This is a genomic window from Rhizobium sp. AN68 (assembly GCF_030758035.1).
GTDB classification, from domain to species: Bacteria; Pseudomonadota; Alphaproteobacteria; order Rhizobiales; family Rhizobiaceae; genus Agrobacterium; species Agrobacterium tumefaciens.
The window spans coordinates 52,084-71,269 of the sequence record NZ_JARWMI010000001.1 but is presented as its reverse complement, the minus strand read 5'-3'; the positions used below and the strand labels follow the sequence as shown (position 1 = coordinate 71,269).

Genomic DNA, 19,186 nt, shown 5'->3' with positions numbered 1-19,186 from the left:
GAGAGCTTCATCTTCCACTCCCTTGGTTGGCCATCTGTCCCTGGATGACCCGGCAAGCTTCGATCCATGCATACCGCCTTGCGTTTCAACGTGAATGAACATCACCTGAATATCTGAATGAGCTACTAGAAGCGCAATCGTTTCGGCACCCATCACCTCTTTCTCGAAGTTGTTCGAGGAGCAGGTGGCGGCTCAGATGGTTATGCTTGACTGATGTCACACATCCTGCAACGCCATTGCCACGCCGAAAACCGAGGCGGATAAATGCCATGGACGATCCAGCGCCTAAAGTTCGCCCTTCCGGTGTTGAGATGGGCTGACCCCAAATGCTTTTTTGAAGCTCTGGGTGAAGGCACTTTGGGTTGCAAATCCCCACGCCTGAGAAATCTCCTTTACGGACCGATCCTTATTCCGATCGATCTCGTCGCGAGCTTTTTGAAGGCGCAGAGCAAGCTGATACTCACTTATTGTTTGTCCCACGCAGTTCAAAAAGGAATATTGCAAAGAACGAACACTGACCCCGCTCAGGCCCGCCAAGAGTTCAGGAGAGCTTCTAGCCGCTGGGTGCGCATGGATATAATCAATCGCTCGACGGACTTGTCGTGGAGCAATGACGGGCACAGGCGCCTCAAGTTTTTGCGTGTAGTTGTTCGGATAGTTTAGAAGAAAACTGTCAACGATCAGATTACCCATACTCGGAGACTGCTTATTCAATGACCTGGCAATTCCTTGTAACGGTGAACCGTTCAGCATTTGAACAAGAGCCGGAAGCCCTTCGAGTTTGCCATGATCCAGAGCGCGTTTGCTAAATTCGATCGGCTGAACCACAGGCCGATCGAGCAATATCAACATGCGTCTTGATAATAGAGCGTCTGAGATAACGACTGTTGAATGTTCGCTACCATCAAGGACATCCACGCTATCGGCGTGCCGGTAGCCAATGACCTGATTAGCCGCAATCGATAGCCTTTCACCCCGGAAGTCATATTCGGTCGCTCCCTTGCTCGCGAAATTAAACAGAACAGCGTCGAACATCGCAATGGGAGTAACGCGATACGAACCTATGGTCGCCGACCATTCGAAGAATACTTCATCGATTACGGCCAGTTGACCGGTGACCCCGTAGTTGTCGTGTGAGCCCAGTGGCATGACAGCGACGGGAGCATACGCCTCACTCAGATACTCTTCGACTTCCCCAATATCTCTCGACGAGATCTTGAGCTTTTTGTACAGCCCGTCCGACATTTCCCGCACATCCCAACACAGGTTGACGTGATAAAAAGCGCATTAGGTACCAACTCAAATCACCTGAAATGGCATCATATGTCCCTATAATAACCAACGGTGCGGCATCATTTAGATCTGGGAATCAACCGAGGGTATTGCTCCATTTCGGTCGTAATCAGTCATGCTTGCAATCAGCCTCTGCGTTGCGGAAGACGTTCTCAATGTCTAGTGAACGGTTCAGAGGACATTTGTCCGGCACGCTGGCAATAGTCGCAAAAAAATTGCACCTCAGAAACACACCTGCACTTTACAGGTGGCTCATCGGCTTCACGCGCCTTTTGAGAGTGAGAGTTTTCGACTATTCTTAATTATAAACATTGGCGCCTTACCGGTCGCGGCTCTAAACCTCTAAAAAAGGTTCACGTCGAATGGCTTAGCCAAGGATTATGGCCTAAACGTCCGCGACATAAATTGGTTTGGATACGGATTTGATACAGAGATGTCTGGATGAGCAATCAATTATTTCGGCCTCCAAGCTTTTAGCGGCGATGGAAAACCCGAAAAGGCTCGCAATACTGCGGATTCTCGTTGACGCCGAAATTCCGGTTGGTGAGCTGGCACACCGGGTTGGCCTCAGCCAATCAGCCTTGTCGCAACACCTCGCCAAGCTGCGCAATGCAAACGTCGTACAAACCCGCCGTGAAGCGCAGGTGATCTACTATTTCAGCCATTCCGATGCCGTGCGGCGTATTTTAGCTACTTTGGAAGCGATTTTCCGCGAGCAACCGCCTGTGTCTCCGGCTGCTGCGCCAAGCGGCGATAAATTCGCCCCGGCGCATGAAGCTGGTAACGTTATGGATGGCTTCACTGGATTGGACTGGCTGGCCAGTCAAGATTCCTCGCCGCTTTAGACTGTTTTCTTGATGTATTGTAAGCGGTTGTCCGACCGCATATTGTCCGCTGTCGCCTGATCTGTGATCGACACTCCATGGATGAGTGACAACGAGGATCTTGCAGGCATACGTCAGAGTTGCCTTAAGGTGTACTACGCTTATCGACTTACACGGTTACCGTGCTGCTTTCGGCGCTCTTTACGGAGACACACCCAACAAGAAACATCAGGACCACAATCCGCACCTCGGAACTCCGTGAGTCGCTCAGTTTGCTATTCCGTGGCTCTACACTCACTCCTGAAATACACCTCAGACAGCCGAAAGTTTCCTTTGTGTCGCCTGCACTGAGCAACGATATCGATACTCGCCTTCAAAAAAGCCACGATGTCGGCCCGGTCCAGGCCTGCGCCGCCCTGCGACTCCTTAACGAGCAGGACCAGTTGCTCAAAAGCCAATTCGGCCGAGTTCGCATGGACCGTGGTTATTGAGCCAGGATGGCCCGAATTCACGTTCCGGATATAATAAAAGGCCGTCCCATCGCGAAGCTCCTGAAGCAGAATCCTATCCGGCCGCATACGAAGACAGGATTCGAGAAGCTCTTTCGGTCCGGCACGCGAAAGCCCCTGCCGTCCTTTCGAGTAGAACAAGCGCACGTGGTTCGGTTGTGAGATAACGAGCTCGGGAGTGTCCTCGATTGAAATGACCCTCTCGTTTTCGGGAATATGCTTGATCAATGCTTTGGAAAGTGTCGTTTTCGCCGAACCTGTGGCGCCAGAAATGATGATGTTTTTTCGAGCGATGACGGCCTGCCGCAGGAAATCCTTAAAACGGCCGGCACGATATGTTTCACACAGTTCCTCATCCTGCGCGGAGGAGGAGGTACTGGTCGCTGCGCACGCTGTCTGGAAAAATCCCTTTTCCTCCAGATCATCAAGACTGAAGTCGACCGAGGAAGGCTTGCGGATTGTCATGCTGACAGTGTCATTGATGGTCGCCGGGGGGATGACGATCTGGATTCGTTCGTTCCCGGGTAGCGTCGCCGACAATATTGGACGCGTCTCATCAATCGACTGATGCGAAAAACTTGCGACTGCCCGGGCGAGACGCATGAGCTTTTCGAAGGTCAGTTCCGGCATTTCATAGGTCCGCCACCCACCAGGACCTTCCGTCAAGACCTGCCCGGGCCGATTGACGATCACCTCTAGGAGAGACTTGTCCTGAAGGAATGTCGAAAACGGTTTCATCAGCTCGCTGACGACAGCCGAGTCCTGCCTCTCTGCCATTTCGCGCCCTATTTCGTTAGGAGCGTCGATCGTGGCGCGAAATCCCCCAGGACTGCACGATCGAAAACGCGGTTTCTGGGTTCGGTCACCCGAAGACCGTAGATGCCGGAAAAGTCGAGATCGCGAGCGACAAAGATCGAAACCGGTTCACCTTGGTGCTTATTGAGTGTCGGCGGGATATTTATGGACTGCTCGACCGCGATGGCGGCCGCCTGTTGACTGGCACTCGTTGTTTTTTGCGCGTCGACATCGCTGTCCCGCAGCCGACTGCTTGCATAGTTCGTCGCGTCCCCGACAATGGAAAGCAGAAGAGCGCTGCCGAACCGCTCCCACCAATGGGTGTCGACATGCCCGTCGACACCGGCACGACCAAGTGCGTCGGTTGCTGGTGATGCGAGAGTGACGATAACGCCCTTCGGCGTTTTCGCGCGATTCCAGAGAATAAACAGGCGCTTTTGCCCGCGTTGGAGCCCTCCACGATATTCGCCGACAACCTGCGTGCCCTTTTCCATCAAGACCACCCTGCCATTGTCAGAGAGAACATCGCGGTTGATCACACATGTGGTAAATCCCGGCTGGTCGGATGCTAACGCGGTTTCAAGAACGCAGGGAATGGTCGTTCCCATCGCGACGATGAAATTGCGGTTTCCGAGTGTACCGGCCCTTGAGCCTTCAAGCCGCGTTGGCCGCAGCAGGCCATCGAAACGCTGCTGCTCATTGTTTTGCTGGTTCTGAACAGACATATTGTTGTCGAGCGGCACGAAATTGCTGTTGTCGGAAGGATAAGAGCTGTCGCTTTCCCTCAGCTCTTTCCGATTCCTCTGCCCTCCACTGAAGGCCATCACGGGCGCGCGGCGCGCGGAATCGAGCAGCTTATCCTGCTCTTCAATGACCGGTTCGACGACAGGCGTTGGCAATTTTACTTCAGGGAGCGCCTGGTCCGGTTCAACTTTCTCTTTTGCGGCCTCGAAGGGGGTCGTCTGACGAATAATGATCCGTTCGGGCTGAAGATTTTCATCCCTTCCCTTCTTTCCCGTCGTCGACCAAAGCGCGAAGCTGACAAACGCGATGATCGCAATGGCAACAGCGCCGCGTTTCAAGAGAGGGCTGTTGTCGATCTGACGACTGGTGACGGTTTCGGCACGCTCTCCGGGGATGCGATCCTCGTCTTCCTGAGCCATGACTGTTCCCTTCCCTATCGCCCGGTAACGTCGCGCTTCACGACGCGCTCCACCGAAGGAGACGTTGTGTTGGTGTCAGGATTGATACCGACGCGGTCGTAGGCTTCGTTGTAGACGCAGAGCACATCCTTGCCCCGACGCAAGATGAACTTGCGGCTGATCGCGTGCACCATCACCAGATCTCCATCGACCGACTTCGGAACAAGGCTTTCGGAGCCGTCGGAGTTCTCCATATAGATCGCGGGCATTTCCTGGTTACCCACAAAGGCGAACGTTGTAATCTTGCCGTTGTCGTAGACGCTTTGCGGCTCCAGTGCCTGCGATCCCTGAGAAGAATAGCGCCAGTTTCGAGGGCCATAGGCTTCGTGAAGCGCCAGCACATTGTCGGCGTCCTTCGCCTGGGCCGCGAGAGCCCTCGACGCTGCCTGCTGGCGGCGAAGCTCGGCGTCATCGCCTGGATACCTGTACTTCACGTAGAAGTAGGTGTTTTGGCCAGCCTCTACGGAGCCATCGCGCGCCGTCAGTTCCATCTGGTAGCTGCGGGTCGAGCCATCCCTGCGCGTCGTAACCACGGAAATATTCGTCACCGGCTGGCTCTCGCGTGGCTTCAGGAACAGGATGTTGCCGGCCGGCGCAACTTCCCAGGCGACGCTATTGCCGAGCGCGACATGGGCGATTTCCTCGTCCGCCGCGAACTCGACCTGTACGGATGACCGCAGAGTGCCGACCACCCGCGTGATGTTGTAGGGTTGGTAGTTCACGAACCGGATACGACTGTCTTGCGAGGCACCTCGGGGTATCTCAAGCGCAAACGCCGGCGACATCGAAAGGGTCACGATGAGTGCAGGAATTCGAGGGATGCGCATCATCTCACCTCCTCCGGATCAGCGCGATACTCGCTGACGACGAAACCGAGCGGGTTTACGAGCCGGTCCGTCGAGGACATCGGAGCGTTCGCGTAGGAATAGGTGATCGACGCAACCCAATGGGTCGTTCGTACTTCCTCGCCACGCGTGATGGTTCGCATGTAGCGTACGGAAACGACATTCTGATTGATGAGGGAGATTGAAGCGATATCGATCCTTGCTGTAGCCCCGCGACCATAAGTATTCTGGGGCGATTGCGGGTTGCTGCCACGGTAGAGGGCCGCGAAACGCGTTTGCTCCGCTTGCGTCGACAAGAGGGCGATGGTGCGGAAATTTTCCTGTGCTTCACTCCAGACGTAACCCTCGCGGGCCCGGACATATTTTGCAGCGAAATATTTCGTCACCGCCTCATCGTAGGTGCCAGCCGTCGATGTCAGCGCTGACACGACGTCGACAATGCCGGTCGAATTGTCGACGCGCACCACAAAGGGTTCAACCGTCTTGAGGGGTGTGAGACACGCGACCGCGAAGACGGCTACAGCGGCGACAATGCCTGAAACTATGGCGATCGACCAGGCAATCCTGTTCGATCGCTCGACCTGGATCATCCGGTCCTGGTCGAAACGACGTGCTTTGTCGAAGTAGCTCTTGAGATTATCTGTCGTCACCATGTTTCATCCCTCACAGCGGCGATAGGAACCGTCGATGTCCAGATGCGCAAAAGCGGAAGTCTCGCTGGCCTCTTCTACGAAAGGTGTGAGGGACGTGGACGAACTCGTGTTGGATTGCTGCTGTTTCAGCTTGCTGCCGCCCTCCCAGTCCCACATCGAGCGGTTCAATGGGCGGCGCGAATAGCCGTCGCAGTTCGGCAATGGGTAGGTCATCGAAGCGCAGCCGACAAGCGTGGCTGAGAAGGCGAGAAACAGGGCAGGCTTAATCATTCAGCAGGCCTTTATCTAATGTTCTGGAATGGGTGTCATACGCCGGCATTTCTTGATCCGAAGGCGCGGCGGGCAAACCGAGCACCGCGACCGATCATCCGGCCGGTGTGGGAGGCTGCTCTGGCCAGCATGCCTTCATGCGCATCGCGTGCGGTCGTGTAACCATAGACCAGCGAGGCGCCGCCAGACGCCAGCGCCGATGCAATGCCAGGTAGCTGGTAGAATATGTACAGGGCAGCTATCCCGATGGCACAAAAAGCAATAGGGCGCATAAGGACGTCGCTGTAGCTGTCGATTGCGGTGAAGGTCGAGTCGAGGCAGGAGATCAAAAGCGAACCGACGGCAACGACAAGGACCTGAAGGATCACGAAGTTTGCGAGCTGCCCGATCCAGGACTCGGTAAAACGGCGCGTCGATTGAAACATGGCAAGCGCAATGAAAATCGGCCCGATCGCCAGGACGATCGCCAGCGCCAACCGTGCATAAAGGGAAACAACATAACCGATCCCCGCCACCAGAAAGCTGACGCCGATCACCATGATGCCGCCCACACCTGTGACGATGTCAATCGGCCAGGAAGCCCTGGTCCAGATATCGGTCGCAGAGGCCTGGCCCTTGTCGAGCAGACTGTCAAAGGTGCTGGCACTCGGCGCCGTACCTGCATTCAGCGCCTGAGCGATCTCGCGCGGCAAAACATCGAAAAAGATGTTTGTGACATAGGTCTGGTATTCGCCCGCGTTCTTCACCAGCATCACTATGATCGCGAGCTTCATCGCGCGGAAGGCGAAGTCAAGGATAGGTTCCTGGACCGAGCCCCGAAGGATGAGATAGCCGTAGAGGACGACGTAAAGGGTCACTGCCACCGTCAACGGACCAGCGACCCATTCTGCTATGTTCGACGTCCCATCCGAGACGAAAGTCTCCAACGGCCGCTTGAACTGACCGTCGATAAACTCAAACACCTGGTACATTTGGTCAGCCTCCCAATGCCTTGCGCATGTTCTGGAGCCGGAGCTTAACATCGGCCGCTTCCGCGTTCTGGCAATTGGGCGTCTGGCGCAATGCACCCGGGTTGTTGCGGCACTCGGTAATCGTACGGGACAGCAATTCGGTGTCGGCGACGAACTCGTCCACCGTATGAGTTCGCTCCGCCTCTTGCGAACAAGCCGACAAGAGCACCAGGGAAAGGACGATGAGGGTGCACTTCACTGCAGCGCCGCCTTCATATTGTCCATCCGTTGGCGCCAGTCCTCCGCCTTGCGCTGTTCGTCGACCTGGTTCTGCGCCTGCTGCACCATCCTCAGCCCCTCCATCCGCAGGACGTCGGTCTGAAGAAATGCCTGTTCGGCCTGCAGCCGAGCCTGCAGGTCGGCAATCTCTTTGGCGTCGCCAGCTGTGGAAATCTTTCCCCGCAGCTGATCAATCCCGTCGATGCGCTTGGTCGCGGCATCGTAGATTTGCTCACCAAGGCTCATTTGCCCGGCATTCTTGTTCTGAAGCCGGGACAATTCCTGAGCGTAGAAATCATCGGCGTCAGTGCGGTAGGTCGAGTTACCTTCCAGAAACCTTGAGGCGGAATCACCGAACACGCCGGTGCCGTTGCCTTTGAGCAATCCCTCGATGGCAGCGAAGTCAAAGGGAAGCGCCTTGCGGATCGCCGGATCGTTGAGAACCTCGGCGACATCCGCCATATCGGTCAGCTTGTTGAGCGAGCCATAAAGCTGCCGAGCCTGGCCGATCTGCTCATTGAGCGCGTCGAGTTGCGACTTGAGCTGCGCGATGCTCTCGATCTGCTTGGCAATCGCAGCCTGATCGTTGACAGGAATCCCCTGCCCTGACGCGCCTTCAGCAGCAAGCATGAGCACCGCGCTGAGCAGTACGCCATGAAGTCGATAGGAAGTCATCAGCTAGCACTCCTTCGCTGTTGGAAAATGGGAAGCCAGTTCTCGACGTCGTCTCCAACCTCCGCGCGGATCGCGTCGAGAAGTTCGACATTGGCGGTCCGGCCGGAGAGGATGGCGAGCTCGTCATCGAAGCCGTTGAGATCGAGCTCGGCAACGACGCTGTTGTGTCCTTGCTTCAACACGAACCTCCGGCTTTCAACGGAAAGCTCGCGCGCTATCAATTCGTATTCGCGCTCGGTGAGCTTGAATCCATCGACATAGTCGGCATGGTTGCCGCGCGAGTTGGGCAGGAAGATCTGTGTCGGGCATTGCTCGATGATCGTGTGCGCGATTGGCGAGTTCAGCGCGTCGCGTGGGCTTTGCGTGGCAAACAGCATCAACCCATTTTGTTTGCGGATGGTCTTCAGCTTGTTTTGCGCAAGATCGCGGAACCCCTCGTCCTGTAGCGCCTTCCAGAATTCGTCGATGACGATGATGATCCGGCGGCCATCGATCATCTGCTCGACGCGATGGAAGAGATAGGCCATCAGCGGTGTGCGAATTTCCTCGTTGTCGAGGAAGTCGGTCATGTCGTAGCCGATGAACTTCCCTGATCCGCCGAAATCCCCAAATCCGATATCTTCGATGACATTGTCGAAGACCCAGCCGAGCGGCCCTCCCTCCTCCCACCGGCGGAGCCTCGCCGCGATACCTTCTGGATCCGTATTGTTGAGGAAAGCCCGCAGCGCCCCTATTGTCCGTCGCTCAGCGGGCAGGTCGGCTAGGCCGTCGATCGCGCCGGAGATGTCGCGAAGTTCGGTGACAGTCAGTTCCCGCGCCCCTGAACCCACAAGCTTGCCGATCCAGCGCGCCAGGAACACCTTGTTCTCCGGCGTCAGGTTGAGGACCTTCAGGGGAGCGCAGCCGGTGGGGACCCCGTTCTTCAGCGGCAGGTAGGTGCCTCCGGCGGCGCGAACATAAAGGTCCGCGCCGCGATCCTTGTCGAAGAACACCACGTGCGGGTCGTGTTTCTCGAGCTGTGACAGCATGAAATTGACAATCACGGTTTTGCCCGCTCCCGACGGACCGCACATGAAGGTGTTGCCCAGATCGCCATAATGGAGATTAAAGTAGTAGGGCGAGCCTGAAGCGGTCTTGAGCAGGGCGACGGCGGGTCCCCACTCATTGCCGTCCTTCTGTCCGATCGGATAGGAATGGAACGGTGACAATGCTGCGAAATTCTTCGAGCTGATCGCGCCTGAGCGCGCGCGGTAACGAAAATTGCCCGGAAGTTGCGCCCACCATGCCGCTTCGAGACCAAGATCCTCGCGCGCAACGACAGCCCCGCCATTGGTCAGGCTTGCGCGAACCTTTGCCAGATTGTCGGTTAATTCCTTTAACGAGGTCGCAAAGACGGAGAGTGTCAGGTGATGCTCGCCGATCACGAAGCGGTTGGACTCCAGGTCGTCCATCGCATCGTCAAGTTCATCGATTTGCGAAGCCGCCTTGTCGCCGCTGCTCACCAACTGGTTTTGCTTACGCCCCATGATGACGCGAGCGTCCGCCTTCGACACAAAGCAGAACGACTGTGAGAGAATGAGCTCAAACGGACTGTTTAGAACTCCGTCCAGCATGCCTGTCCTGGTGCGGGCTGGATATTCCTTAAAGCTCAGCATGCCGGCAAAGCGGCTTTCTGCCTCATGCCGGATCTCGATCGTTTCCCGACCTATGATTACGCGATCAGAGTAAATTGCCGAGGCGACGCGACCTTCGGTAAGCGGCACACGCTCACGCCTCCCGCCGACGAGCTGGTGCAGCACCTCGCTCGGTTCAGAGAAGAGCATGCCTTCCTGTTCGTAAAGAGAAAGGACCCGTGGCTCAAAGCGCCTCAAGCCCGCCACTACGTTGACGACTTTGTCCTTCAGCTGTTTCAGAGCCTCTTCATCCAGCTCCATATCGAGTCGTTTTGACCGTCGAAGGTAAGACAGCAGCTTGCCCGCCTTGTCTGCAGGGCCACGCGCTGGCGACCAAAGGACGGTCAGATAGAGATCGTTGCGGAAAAGGTGCTCGCGCGCCATGCGTTCCCGGTATTTCTTGTTGAGCGAGGCGGAGAATGGCGTTGCGAACGTTCCGCCCGGATAGTCGCTATCCCTGCGCCGAATGAGATGGGTCCAGATCGCGAGCCGCTCATCGGCAATATTTCGATAGAGCGTGTTGAGGTCGCGATGGAGCGCGTTGATGTCGAGCAGATCAGCAGTTTCGAACGATACGCCTGCGAGCGCGACCATGACCATGAGTGTCCGGGACTCGAGCGCGATTGTCGTCTCGTCGATGTGCCGCACGTAGGGGATAAAAGCCTCTGGCGTGAGTTCGCGTGATCTAAGGGTGGCGATGTCAGGCAATTCCAATATCCCTTTCGTCGAAGCGGCGTGTCAGTCTCAGAGGGGAAAGTGTTGCCCCGCCCCAATAGGCACCGTTGCGTGAACGGCCGCGTGTCTCGACCCAGGCGAGCAGGATGCGGAACATGTTGTGATCGTGCTTGACGAGCGCTTTGAAGATGAGATGGAAAACGATGCCGACGAACGCGTAGGCGATAGATCCGGCGACGATGTAGAGGATCGTCGTGACCATGATGTTGAAGCCCATCGCCTCCATCGTGACACCGGCAATCATCGCGGGACGCGTACACGCGATGAAGAGTGTGTCTTCTTCGAGAACCGTTTGTCCGCCCACCATCTTCAGGCTCCGACGATGGTGTTGACGAGTTCGGTGGCGCCAAAGATGCCGCCAATTCCGATGATCCAGAAGCCCGCTCGCCTCAGGTCCATATAACCAAACATCCAGGCGATGCAGATGACGATGACCGCAATCACAGCGAGAAGCTTGGCAATGTTTCCCGTCAACATGTCGACGATGTTCTGCAGGACGGTTTCGATGCCAGCGGCTTGCGCGAAGGCGGGCTCAACCATCGTCACTACAATGGCGGCAGCCATGACGGACGAAGCGACGACGGGTCTGATCCGGGAACTGATTATCATTCACTCTGCTCCAATTCCAATTGATTGTCTTGAAACACCAGGACGGATGAACGGCTTCGGGTCTTGAAGACGTCCCACGCGGACGCCGCCGAGATCGCGTGTGCTTCCCCCGGAGTGTTTTCCGCCACCACTTCGGCAACGACGTCTGCTTGGGAAGAATTCGCCGACACGTTTGTCTGCAACCCTTTTCCCGTGTCGCCCATTGTAAATCGAGCCACTGTCGGTCCGAGCCGTTCGATTTCGCGGCGAACCTGATCGCCATAGTTGACCACGCCCCCGACCGACGGATCGTCACGTCCATAGCAGGATTGCAGCACCTGCTCGGCCCTGGGACTGTCAGCACCCACCTTCACCGAGAGGCAGCAATAGCCGTCGGATGGCGTCGCTGGAGCTTTCAGGTTAAGGCAGCGAGCGAAAGCGGCTGGTATCGAGAGGTTCAATCTGCGCAGTTCTTCCGGCCCGACCCCGTCGGGACCAATGTGTATGTCATGGCATGTTGCCTCCGAGGATGCGGCGACTTCGATTACATCGGCCTTGGTCGCAGGTTGCCGCCCGAGCGGTGCACGACTGTTGATCCTGATGGTGAACGGAGCGAACCGGCTTTCGGGGCTGACCACACCCGCAAGTGCCTCCGATGCAACGAAGGGTGCGCAGGTCTGCGCAAGATCTGAGAAGACAACGGGCATGTCAGAACCACACCCTCTGCGTGCCGACGCCCTCAATCGTCACATCGACGTATCGAGGTTTCTCGCGGACCAGGGGTCGCGCCACGGTATTGGCCAGGCATTGGTATCGCCCGTCTACCCTTTGCCACCTCGGTGACGTGACAGAGCCTTTGTTCGGATCGCCACCGTCTCGATCTCGCCGGCAAAAGCTGTCGCTCACGGCTTGCAGTGACGTGGAAATGCACGTCGCGTCACGTCCGCTGGGACCGTAGCCAGCAGATAAGCGGTAGCCGGCGTTGCAGTAATATGGTTCGTAAAAAGGGCGAGAGGTCTGAAAACCCACGCCCGCGCAAGTTGGAAACGAACGCCCTTTTGCCAACCACCTCCAAAGCTTCTCGACGGGCGGCCTGCATTCCCCATACTGGGTCGGACCGCCGGGATTGGATAAGCACAGGATAACCTGGCACCCCCATTCGTCGGCACGAGCGCTTCGCTCCGAAATGGTATAGAGTGAAACGAACCCTGACGCTGCTATGATCATTCGAAAGAAAAGGCCGTTCATGCCCCCTACCCTCCGTCTTCCTAAATGTCCGCCTCAACTGAACGGCGACTCGTCTCAACTATTTGACTATGCAGATAATAGATAGTTAAAACGATGGCAAGCAATTTAAGTGAAAGATGGCAGAGTCAGGCCTTGTCCGTATTTGCGGTGCGTGAAATCCTAGAGAAGCCGATCGATGGTGAATCGGCGCAGTCGCGCATCAAACAGATCGGCATGATGAATATTCTCTATCTGATGCACCAGGCGCATCAGAAGTTAACACTCTCAAATATAATTGATATTACCGGTATGACGCGTGGTGGGGTGATCGAAACCATTGAACTCTTGGTCCGACGGGGCATCCTTACGGAAACGCTGGGAAGAAACTCAATGGGACGAGGAACGGCTCGACAGTTTGAGTTTTCCCCGCAGGTTTTTGCCGCGCTTGGTGGTGCCGCGGCGGCCGGAAATGCCTGATTTTACCAAGTATGTTTTATACGGTATTAATGTGGACGCCGCTTTAGATTAAAGGGTCGGCATGTCCATGCCGTACCGCTCACCAGCATTATCGCGAAGATTTTCGCTGCAGATGCATACTGCCAAGTTCGTTCCAGGGGTCTGCGTTTGGTACAGCAGCCTCGACTGACCCTCTGCCACAGCGATGGCGCGAGGCCGGCATCAAGCATTTGCTGGGGTGACTGATCACGGCGATACGCCAATCCTGTAGTTTTGTCGGGCCGACTGCGGAACGGATAGTCTGTAGCGGGGTTATTTTCTGACAGAAACAAGCAGGGTCGGTCATCTGGGCTCGAGCTGCTCACCAAGGAGATCAACATGAACCTTCCGCAGAACACGGTCGTTGCCGTTGCCGATGGCGAAAAGCTTAGCCTTTTTCGGAACGACGGAGATGCGGCGACTGTCAATCTGACTGCGTTGCCAGATCCGGCGATCGACAGCTCGAAGATCTCTTCCGGCGCCCGACATTCCAGTAGCTCGGCTAATCCTGACGATAGTCAGCAAGACGAAGACGGGTTTGGTGCGGGTGTTACGGATATGCTGAACAAGCAGGTGCTTGAGGGCAAGATCAAAAGTCTGGTGATTATCGCGGCACCGCGCACACTGGGCGAGATGCGCAAGGGCTACCATAAGTCGTTGTCGGACGTTCTTATTGGAGAACTGGATAAAGATCTGACTGGCCATTCTGTGCAGGATATCGAGAAAGCACTCACTATCGCTTAAATCCTGCATAAACGGCGTGATCGGCCCCGCCATCCCCGGCGGGGTTTTTGCTTAGCGGTCGTTGGGAATGTAGCGAATCGGCAACAATGTAGTGTTTCCAAATTTCGCTAGTTTGTTCCTGACAGGAACGACGCCGCGACTTTTTGCTTACGTCTTATTTTAGGAGATGGCGGGACTGATCTGAATAGCCGGTACGGAGGCGCAAAGCTGACGTCACTCCCGAATTGGCCCAAAGGGGAAAAGAAAGTGGCATGCACTCCGACCGTGAGGGCGACGAGACCACAATTGCCCAGCTGCGTCTGAGCGAGGGAACAAACCGGACGAAATCTCCGTTGCTCGTCATAATTGTTTATTTGGAGGCGTGTCATGAAACTCAAGCTGGCTCTGAGCGTGATCCTGGGCGTTACCTTCACGGCAGCAGTCGCGGAAGCGCGGACTCAATGGCATCTTTACGGTACGGTTCCGGTGACGGGTGACTACGTACGTGAGATCGCCTATCGGTCAGCATTCGACAGATGCAGTTTTGAATCTTACCCATCATACCACCCCGTCGGAATTTATGCAGGTGCGTATGGCTCTCCCGAAATGCGCAGATGCATGTACCGTATGGGTTTCATCTTGGAAAATGGTGAGCCTCTCGCATACCCCGTGAGGAAGGCGACCTCCCTGTTAAGGTAATAAGACGCCAAAATATGTAAGATCGAAGCGTCTGACAGCCACCGTTTCAATTACGATTAACTTGATACGTTTACGGCCCCGGTTCCTCATCAAAGAGGAGCCATTTTGGTTTTCTGAGTGACTCGCGTATTGAAATCCGGCTTCCGAATATCGACTTTCAGGATAACCTGGAGGTCGAAATGATCTACATTGTCATCGCGTTATGCGCGCTCGTCACAGCATTCTTTGCTTGCCGGTATTATGCCGCCAAGATTCTGCTTGTCGAACACGATATTGACAAAGCTATCGCACGGAAATTTGAGTCGAGTGGGAAGGCTATTGAGCTCGCGAAACTTCGAGAAGAAAACGCAGTGATGCGAAACCTTTTGCTCGACCTTCTGGAAAACGAAGTGGCTTTTCCGGTGCAGCAGGCAACGGTATCAGTCGACGACTTATTCAGGATGAAAGCAACCAAGATCCAAAGGTATCGCGAGATACTGGCCGAATCCCGGCACGTCTTGCAGCAGCGTGAGGCCAGTCGCGTTTCCGGGCTCTCCAGCTCACTTAAGAGTACCGAGCGCAGGATGTAAGGTTCAACACACACTCAGCGAAAAATAGCAAGAAACCGAGCAACGGGGATGACGGAAAAGCCGACGGCAATTCTTCTTGCGGCAGAGCGTCTCCTGTCGGCCCGAAGGAGACATTGAGATGCGGAACCGGTCGGCCCGCATCCCATAATCGCTGAATGCGTCTCACCAACTCTTTTGCACAAGTTCGCCTGATGGAGCGCAAGCGTAGAACCCTGCTGTCGGTCCATATGCGTGCGTCGTTGCTAGAGCGAATGCGGGGCGTGCGCCATCTTCAGGTGAGTGCCCCGGTCCGTTGCCTGTCATATCAGTCGATGTCAGGCCGGGGTCTACCGCATTCACTTTGATCCCTTCCCGATCAAGCTCCTTCGCAAGCTTGACGGTCAACATGTTCAGTGCAGTCTTTGAGGCGCAGTATCCGCCAAAACCGACCGTCCATGTTTCGCTCCGCATGTCCAAGGCATCCGTCAACGAACTGAGGCCGCTGCTCATCATTACGATCCGGGCCGCCTTCGATTTGCGCAACAACGGCAAAAAGGCTTGAGTGACGCGCATCACCCCGAAAACGTTAGTGTTGAACATTTGCTGAATCTCGTCAATTGACTCCTCGGCAAGAGAGGGAGGCGAACCAAACATGAGCCCGGCGTTGTTGACCAAAACGTCGAGATGCCCGACTTCACTCTCGATAGTTTTGGCGGCACTGGACGCGCTCGCATCGTCCGTAACATCGAGTTGCACTGCACGGGCGTCAACCCCGTTTTCTCTCAGTTCGAAAGCTGCCATCTCACCCCGTGACATATCTCGGCACCCCAGCCAGACCGTGTGTCCGGCTGCGCCAAGCTGCCGTGCGATGGCGAGGCCAATACCCTTGTTTGCTCCTGTGACGAGTGCAGTGGGCGGTGTGTGGGTCATGATGACGTCCCTGATCATTTCGATGTCAGAGACATACTACGATATTCGTAATATTCAACCTTCGTATTTTGCGATCTGTTGGGTAATCCTCAGAAATTCGGTTTGGTCAACGGTATCAAGCGCCCGCAGCATCGCTTTGCAGGAGGCTCGATATCCATCGATATAGCCTGCGACCACTTGCTGCCCCTTGTCCGTGATTGTCAGAGCCACCGACCTGCGGTTTGCCTCTGGCCGCTGCCGTTCAATCATCTCCCGACGGACCAGCCGGTCGGCCGAAGACGACATTGTCGTCAGCGCGACCTGAAGATGCCGGGCTACATCCCCCAGATTACACTCGGGATGCTCATCAATGAAAAGAAGCGCCTGAATGTCGAGGGGGTTGAGCGAGTTTTGCATGACTGCCGCTGCCTCCGCGACCTTGAAACGACGGGTAAAGCGCTCAAAGGCGGTAGCGAGTTTTTCGATTTGTTCGGGCGTAGGTTCTGTCATTCCTGGAATTAAGCATTTCTGCTCGGAGGACGTAAGCCATATACCTTAGAACAGGCATTCCTTGAATTTATGCGATGACCGCTTTTGGCGCTTCCGCGCCAAGTCGGCCGTTGGCCCATAGCAGATGTTGACAGAGGTGTTTCGCCACACTGTACTGGCTGCCATCGCAGATGAATGCAGCCACAAGGTTAGCCAGATGCAAATTAGGAATGCCTCGAAAGAGGATGCGCTCCGGTGCGTGGAGCTTGTCGAAGCAAGACGCAAAGAATACGAGAACTACGAGCCGCGCTTTTGGAAGAAAGCCGCTAACTCAGCTGCTTCGACTCTTTCATGGTTTGAAAAACTGTTCTCTGATGAGCACAACGTGTCTCTTGTCGCCGTTGAGAACACACTGATCGTCGGTTTTCTTATCGCGCGAGAGTTTCCAACTCCGCAAGTATACGATCCGGGTGGGGCGACCGCTTTGATCGATGACTTCTGCGTTGCTGCTAAAGATCGTTGGCACGATGCGGGTGCAGCATTGTTACAGCGCGCAAAATCGGAGCTAAATCGGCGGGGGTTCGCACAATTTGTGGTAGTTGGCGCTCAACGGGATGCCGCCAAAACTGCGTTATTGAGCCAAGCCAACCTTTCATTAGCTTCGACATGGTGGACATCAGAAGTGTAGCATTTCCCGAAATTGCGGGCATTCCTTAACTCCAACGGCACCCAGCCACAAGTTGGACTCTCCGTTGCCGGAACGGCCGCTTCTGGTGCACTCTCGCCAAATTGGCCGCCGCCCCGAGCGGCCTCAAACCTCATCGTTTAAAGAACAGGTTCGAAAACACAGTTGACCACGCCAACGTTTGCCACGAACTTGCAAAGCTCAGACATGGACGGAGTTATGTGATGGTGCGGTCGGTCATCGAGTTGCGGAACGTCGCCGGCACTGAGGCAGCGATGGGTTGGGCTGGCGGCCATACGGTGGTCATCGATCGGCCGGAAGGCAAGGCCGGGGGATTGGGTCTCGGTTTCAATGGCGGCCAAATGCTCGCTCTAGCAATAGGAGGCTGCTACTGTAATGACCTACGCTATGTCGCCCATGAACGTGGCGTGAAAATCGAACAAATTGCCGTAACAGTGACACTTGACCTAGAGGGTGTACCGCTGGTCGCCACCAAAGCCGTGCTATCTGTAAAGTGCGAGACATCGGACGGCTCCGATCCGAAAGCCTTGATCGATCATGCGTGGTCGGTGTGCACAGTCGCCAACTCCCTCAATCGCGGGATCCCGACGATAATACAGGTCGCATGACCGTTTTTGGCGCTTTTCAGCCTTTTCGCGGTACCTGCTACAGATTGAGTTGAGGCCGAAACATCTTCGCTGTCGTCCTACGGTCAATCGTCCCCACTAGACTTTGAGTCCGTCTCGGATGGCGTGGGCAAGATGTGAGGCACCGCTGCGAGAATGACCAAGACGATCGCGGTCGATAAGACGGCCGTCACCTCCATTCCCAGGCCGGCAATTACACCAATCGCGGCTGTCGCCCAGATACTGGCCGCTGTGGTGAGCCCTTCTACCTCCCGCTGCGCCGAGCGGATTATGATAGCACCCGCGCCGAGGAAGCCTATTCCTTGAACGACACCCTGCAGTACCCGTGACAGATCGCCGATCTGCATGCCGCTCTGCAGTGGACCTAAAACGAAAAGTGCAGCACCTACGGCAACCAACATGTGAGTCCGCAAGCCAGCACTTCTGCCCTTGCTCTCGCGTTCGAACCCGAGAACCCCACCGAGTACCGCCGCGATCACAAGGCGCACAGTGATGCGAGTTATGACCGACGCATCTGGAACATCAGAGAATTCTTTGACTAACGTCCCCCAAACTTCGTCTCCCACGGTCGCATCCTTATGTCGTTCGCAAATTTGGCATGTAAACGAGGTGCCATACAAACGCTGCGTTGGCAACTTCACTGCCGCCATCGTCACCCGTGAGGGTAACTTTCGTGCCGATAGGGGGAATAACAGCCGTCTCGCACCGTCAATTGCCGCGGGATGCCTTCCCCCAACCGTCCAGCGGAGCGATTGCTCGTGCGAGCGCAAGCAGCAAGCACCGGGATGTAAAGCCATGTCTGCATTTAGGTACGGGCAAACACGGTGTCTGTGACTGGAATGAAGGCGCGAAGCGGAAGACGACCTTCGGCCCGGAGAGGAAGTCGAGCTCGGTCCTGAACGTCCATTGACAACTGACCCTGTTTGGAGTGGCAAATAATCGCTACTTTATGGGCTCAATTTGGAAAGCGTCCGATAAGATGGAACAATCGCAATACAGCACCGCGTCCCGTTTGCCGACAGTAGAAGAGTACCTGCATCTTCGTTCTGTCGCCGGGCTAAGTGCGTTTTCGCCAGAGGCTGCCCGGTTAGGGCTAACGGGTACGGTTTACTCGGTCGTTGTCATGCATCGAGGCGCGGCAATCGGGATGGGGCGATTGATCGGCGATGGAGGCTGCTTTTTCCAGGTTGTCGACATCGCTGTTCATCCCGACCATCAGGGACGAGGACTGGGGAAAACCATCATGCAGACAATCATGTCGTATGTCTCGCGAAAGCTGCCCGTCTCGGCCTATGTCAGTCTGATCGCCGACGTTCCGGCGAACAAACTCTACGAAAAATTTGGCTTCAAAGAAACTGCTCCGCGATCGCTGGGAATGGCATATCGGGTTACTTCGGCTGAACCTTGAAACGAGCTTGCAAGACGGCCGCAATTGGCGCACAGGTGACGTTTTACGCCGCTGCGAAGCGTTGC

Annotated in this window: 23 protein-coding genes and 1 pseudogene; 7 read left to right on the top strand and 17 right to left on the bottom strand. The window is 55.7% G+C overall.

The features are described 5' to 3' along the window. Positions 1-285: 285 nt before the first annotated feature. A complete protein-coding gene (locus RBH71_RS00355) occupies positions 286-1,245 on the bottom strand; it encodes an AraC family transcriptional regulator (protein ID WP_323686945.1) in 960 nt (319 codons plus the stop codon). Between the two features lie 485 nt (positions 1,246-1,730). On the opposite strand from RBH71_RS00355, the pseudogene RBH71_RS00350 reads away from it, so the two are divergent. Further along, positions 1,731-2,036, top strand: a pseudogene (locus RBH71_RS00350) (ArsR/SmtB family transcription factor); the annotation flags it as partial. 356 nt (positions 2,037-2,392) lie between these two features. Here RBH71_RS00350 and virB11 read toward each other — a convergent pair. From virB11 to RBH71_RS00285, 13 genes are read right to left on the bottom strand one after another with little or no spacing between them, the layout of a single operon-like run. Continuing rightward, on the bottom strand, positions 2,393-3,403 hold the full coding sequence (gene virB11, locus RBH71_RS00345; RefSeq protein WP_013637416.1) for a P-type DNA transfer ATPase VirB11: 1,011 nt from the start codon (positions 3,401-3,403) through the stop codon (positions 2,393-2,395). A gap of 8 nt (positions 3,404-3,411) precedes the next feature. Next, the gene (virB10, locus tag RBH71_RS00340) at positions 3,412-4,584 is read right to left on the bottom strand and encodes a type IV secretion system protein VirB10 (protein WP_111827652.1); all 1,173 of its coding nucleotides are present in this window, start codon (positions 4,582-4,584) and stop codon (positions 3,412-3,414) included. A 14-nt stretch (positions 4,585-4,598) separates the two neighbouring features. Then, positions 4,599-5,453, bottom strand: a complete 855-nt coding sequence (gene virB9 / locus RBH71_RS00335) for a P-type conjugative transfer protein VirB9 (RefSeq protein ID WP_162632803.1) — start codon at positions 5,451-5,453, stop codon at positions 4,599-4,601. Further along, positions 5,450-6,121 (bottom strand): virB8 family protein, encoded by a 672-nt coding sequence (locus tag RBH71_RS00330; RefSeq protein WP_003517248.1) that lies wholly within the window; start codon positions 6,119-6,121, stop codon positions 5,450-5,452. The genes virB9 and RBH71_RS00330 overlap by 4 nt, the downstream gene beginning before the upstream one ends. A 3-nt stretch (positions 6,122-6,124) precedes the next feature. Further along, positions 6,125-6,391: a hypothetical protein gene (locus RBH71_RS00325; protein WP_112401582.1), complete on the bottom strand. Its 267-nt coding sequence runs from the start codon at positions 6,389-6,391 to the stop codon at positions 6,125-6,127. A 35-nt stretch (positions 6,392-6,426) separates the two neighbouring features. Beyond that, positions 6,427-7,362, bottom strand: a complete 936-nt coding sequence (locus RBH71_RS00320; RefSeq protein ID WP_003517252.1) for a type IV secretion system protein — start codon at positions 7,360-7,362, stop codon at positions 6,427-6,429. A 4-nt stretch (positions 7,363-7,366) separates the two neighbouring features. After that, positions 7,367-7,600, bottom strand: coding sequence for an EexN family lipoprotein (locus tag RBH71_RS00315; protein WP_113556325.1), 234 nt, complete (start codon positions 7,598-7,600; stop codon positions 7,367-7,369). Continuing rightward, entirely contained in the window at positions 7,597-8,295 is a 699-nt protein-coding gene (gene virB5 / locus RBH71_RS00310; protein WP_035200923.1) for a P-type DNA transfer protein VirB5, read from the bottom strand. Before virB5 ends, RBH71_RS00315 begins: the two co-directional genes overlap by 4 nt. Beyond that, positions 8,295-10,676, bottom strand: a complete 2,382-nt coding sequence (locus RBH71_RS00305; RefSeq protein WP_097170257.1) for a VirB4 family type IV secretion/conjugal transfer ATPase — start codon at positions 10,674-10,676, stop codon at positions 8,295-8,297. Before RBH71_RS00305 ends, virB5 begins: the two co-directional genes overlap by 1 nt. Continuing rightward, a complete protein-coding gene (locus tag RBH71_RS00300) occupies positions 10,669-11,010 on the bottom strand; it encodes a type IV secretion system protein VirB3 (protein WP_013637408.1) in 342 nt (113 codons plus the stop codon). The genes RBH71_RS00305 and RBH71_RS00300 overlap by 8 nt, the downstream gene beginning before the upstream one ends. A 2-nt stretch (positions 11,011-11,012) precedes the next feature. Beyond that, positions 11,013-11,312: a TrbC/VirB2 family protein gene (locus RBH71_RS00295; RefSeq protein WP_013637407.1), complete on the bottom strand. Its 300-nt coding sequence runs from the start codon at positions 11,310-11,312 to the stop codon at positions 11,013-11,015. After that, positions 11,309-11,998: a type IV secretion system protein VirB1 gene (locus RBH71_RS00290; RefSeq protein ID WP_097169950.1), complete on the bottom strand. Its 690-nt coding sequence runs from the start codon at positions 11,996-11,998 to the stop codon at positions 11,309-11,311. Before RBH71_RS00290 ends, RBH71_RS00295 begins: the two co-directional genes overlap by 4 nt. A gap of 1 nt (position 11,999) precedes the next feature. Next, entirely contained in the window at positions 12,000-12,539 is a 540-nt protein-coding gene (locus RBH71_RS00285) for a hypothetical protein (RefSeq protein WP_323686944.1), read from the bottom strand. A 93-nt stretch (positions 12,540-12,632) separates the two neighbouring features. Here RBH71_RS00285 and RBH71_RS00280 point away from each other — a divergent pair, with 93 nt between their 5' ends. From RBH71_RS00280 to RBH71_RS00270, 3 genes are all read left to right on the top strand, one after another. Further along, a complete protein-coding gene (locus RBH71_RS00280) occupies positions 12,633-12,995 on the top strand; it encodes a transcriptional regulator (protein WP_113556324.1) in 363 nt (120 codons plus the stop codon). Positions 12,996-13,352: 357 nt separating this feature from the next. Beyond that, positions 13,353-13,757, top strand: a complete 405-nt coding sequence (locus tag RBH71_RS00275) for a host attachment family protein (RefSeq protein WP_025591460.1) — start codon at positions 13,353-13,355, stop codon at positions 13,755-13,757. 857 nt (positions 13,758-14,614) lie between these two features. Beyond that, on the top strand, positions 14,615-15,004 hold the full coding sequence (locus RBH71_RS00270) for a hypothetical protein (RefSeq protein WP_025591457.1): 390 nt from the start codon (positions 14,615-14,617) through the stop codon (positions 15,002-15,004). A gap of 162 nt (positions 15,005-15,166) precedes the next feature. On the opposite strand, the gene RBH71_RS00265 is transcribed toward RBH71_RS00270, so the two are convergent. Then, positions 15,167-15,913 carry an SDR family oxidoreductase gene (locus tag RBH71_RS00265; protein ID WP_010974415.1) on the bottom strand — a complete coding sequence of 249 codons (747 nt, stop codon included), beginning with the start codon at positions 15,911-15,913 and terminating at the stop codon, positions 15,167-15,169. 54 nt (positions 15,914-15,967) lie between these two features. After that, on the bottom strand, positions 15,968-16,309 hold the full coding sequence (locus tag RBH71_RS00260; RefSeq protein WP_313594923.1) for a MarR family winged helix-turn-helix transcriptional regulator: 342 nt from the start codon (positions 16,307-16,309) through the stop codon (positions 15,968-15,970). A 217-nt stretch (positions 16,310-16,526) separates the two neighbouring features. On the opposite strand from RBH71_RS00260, the gene RBH71_RS00255 reads away from it, so the two are divergent. Next, positions 16,527-17,069: a GNAT family N-acetyltransferase gene (locus tag RBH71_RS00255; protein ID WP_097169955.1), complete on the top strand. Its 543-nt coding sequence runs from the start codon at positions 16,527-16,529 to the stop codon at positions 17,067-17,069. Positions 17,070-17,290: 221 nt separating this feature from the next. Next, the gene (locus RBH71_RS00250; protein WP_003517291.1) at positions 17,291-17,695 is read left to right on the top strand and encodes an OsmC family protein; all 405 of its coding nucleotides are present in this window, start codon (positions 17,291-17,293) and stop codon (positions 17,693-17,695) included. An 83-nt stretch (positions 17,696-17,778) separates the two neighbouring features. On the opposite strand, the gene RBH71_RS00245 is transcribed toward RBH71_RS00250, so the two are convergent. Then, positions 17,779-18,279: an MgtC/SapB family protein gene (locus RBH71_RS00245; protein ID WP_323686943.1), complete on the bottom strand. Its 501-nt coding sequence runs from the start codon at positions 18,277-18,279 to the stop codon at positions 17,779-17,781. A gap of 413 nt (positions 18,280-18,692) precedes the next feature. Here RBH71_RS00245 and RBH71_RS00240 point away from each other — a divergent pair, with 413 nt between their 5' ends. Further along, positions 18,693-19,121 carry a GNAT family N-acetyltransferase gene (locus tag RBH71_RS00240; RefSeq protein ID WP_026330850.1) on the top strand — a complete coding sequence of 143 codons (429 nt, stop codon included), beginning with the start codon at positions 18,693-18,695 and terminating at the stop codon, positions 19,119-19,121. Positions 19,122-19,186 lie beyond the last annotated feature (65 nt).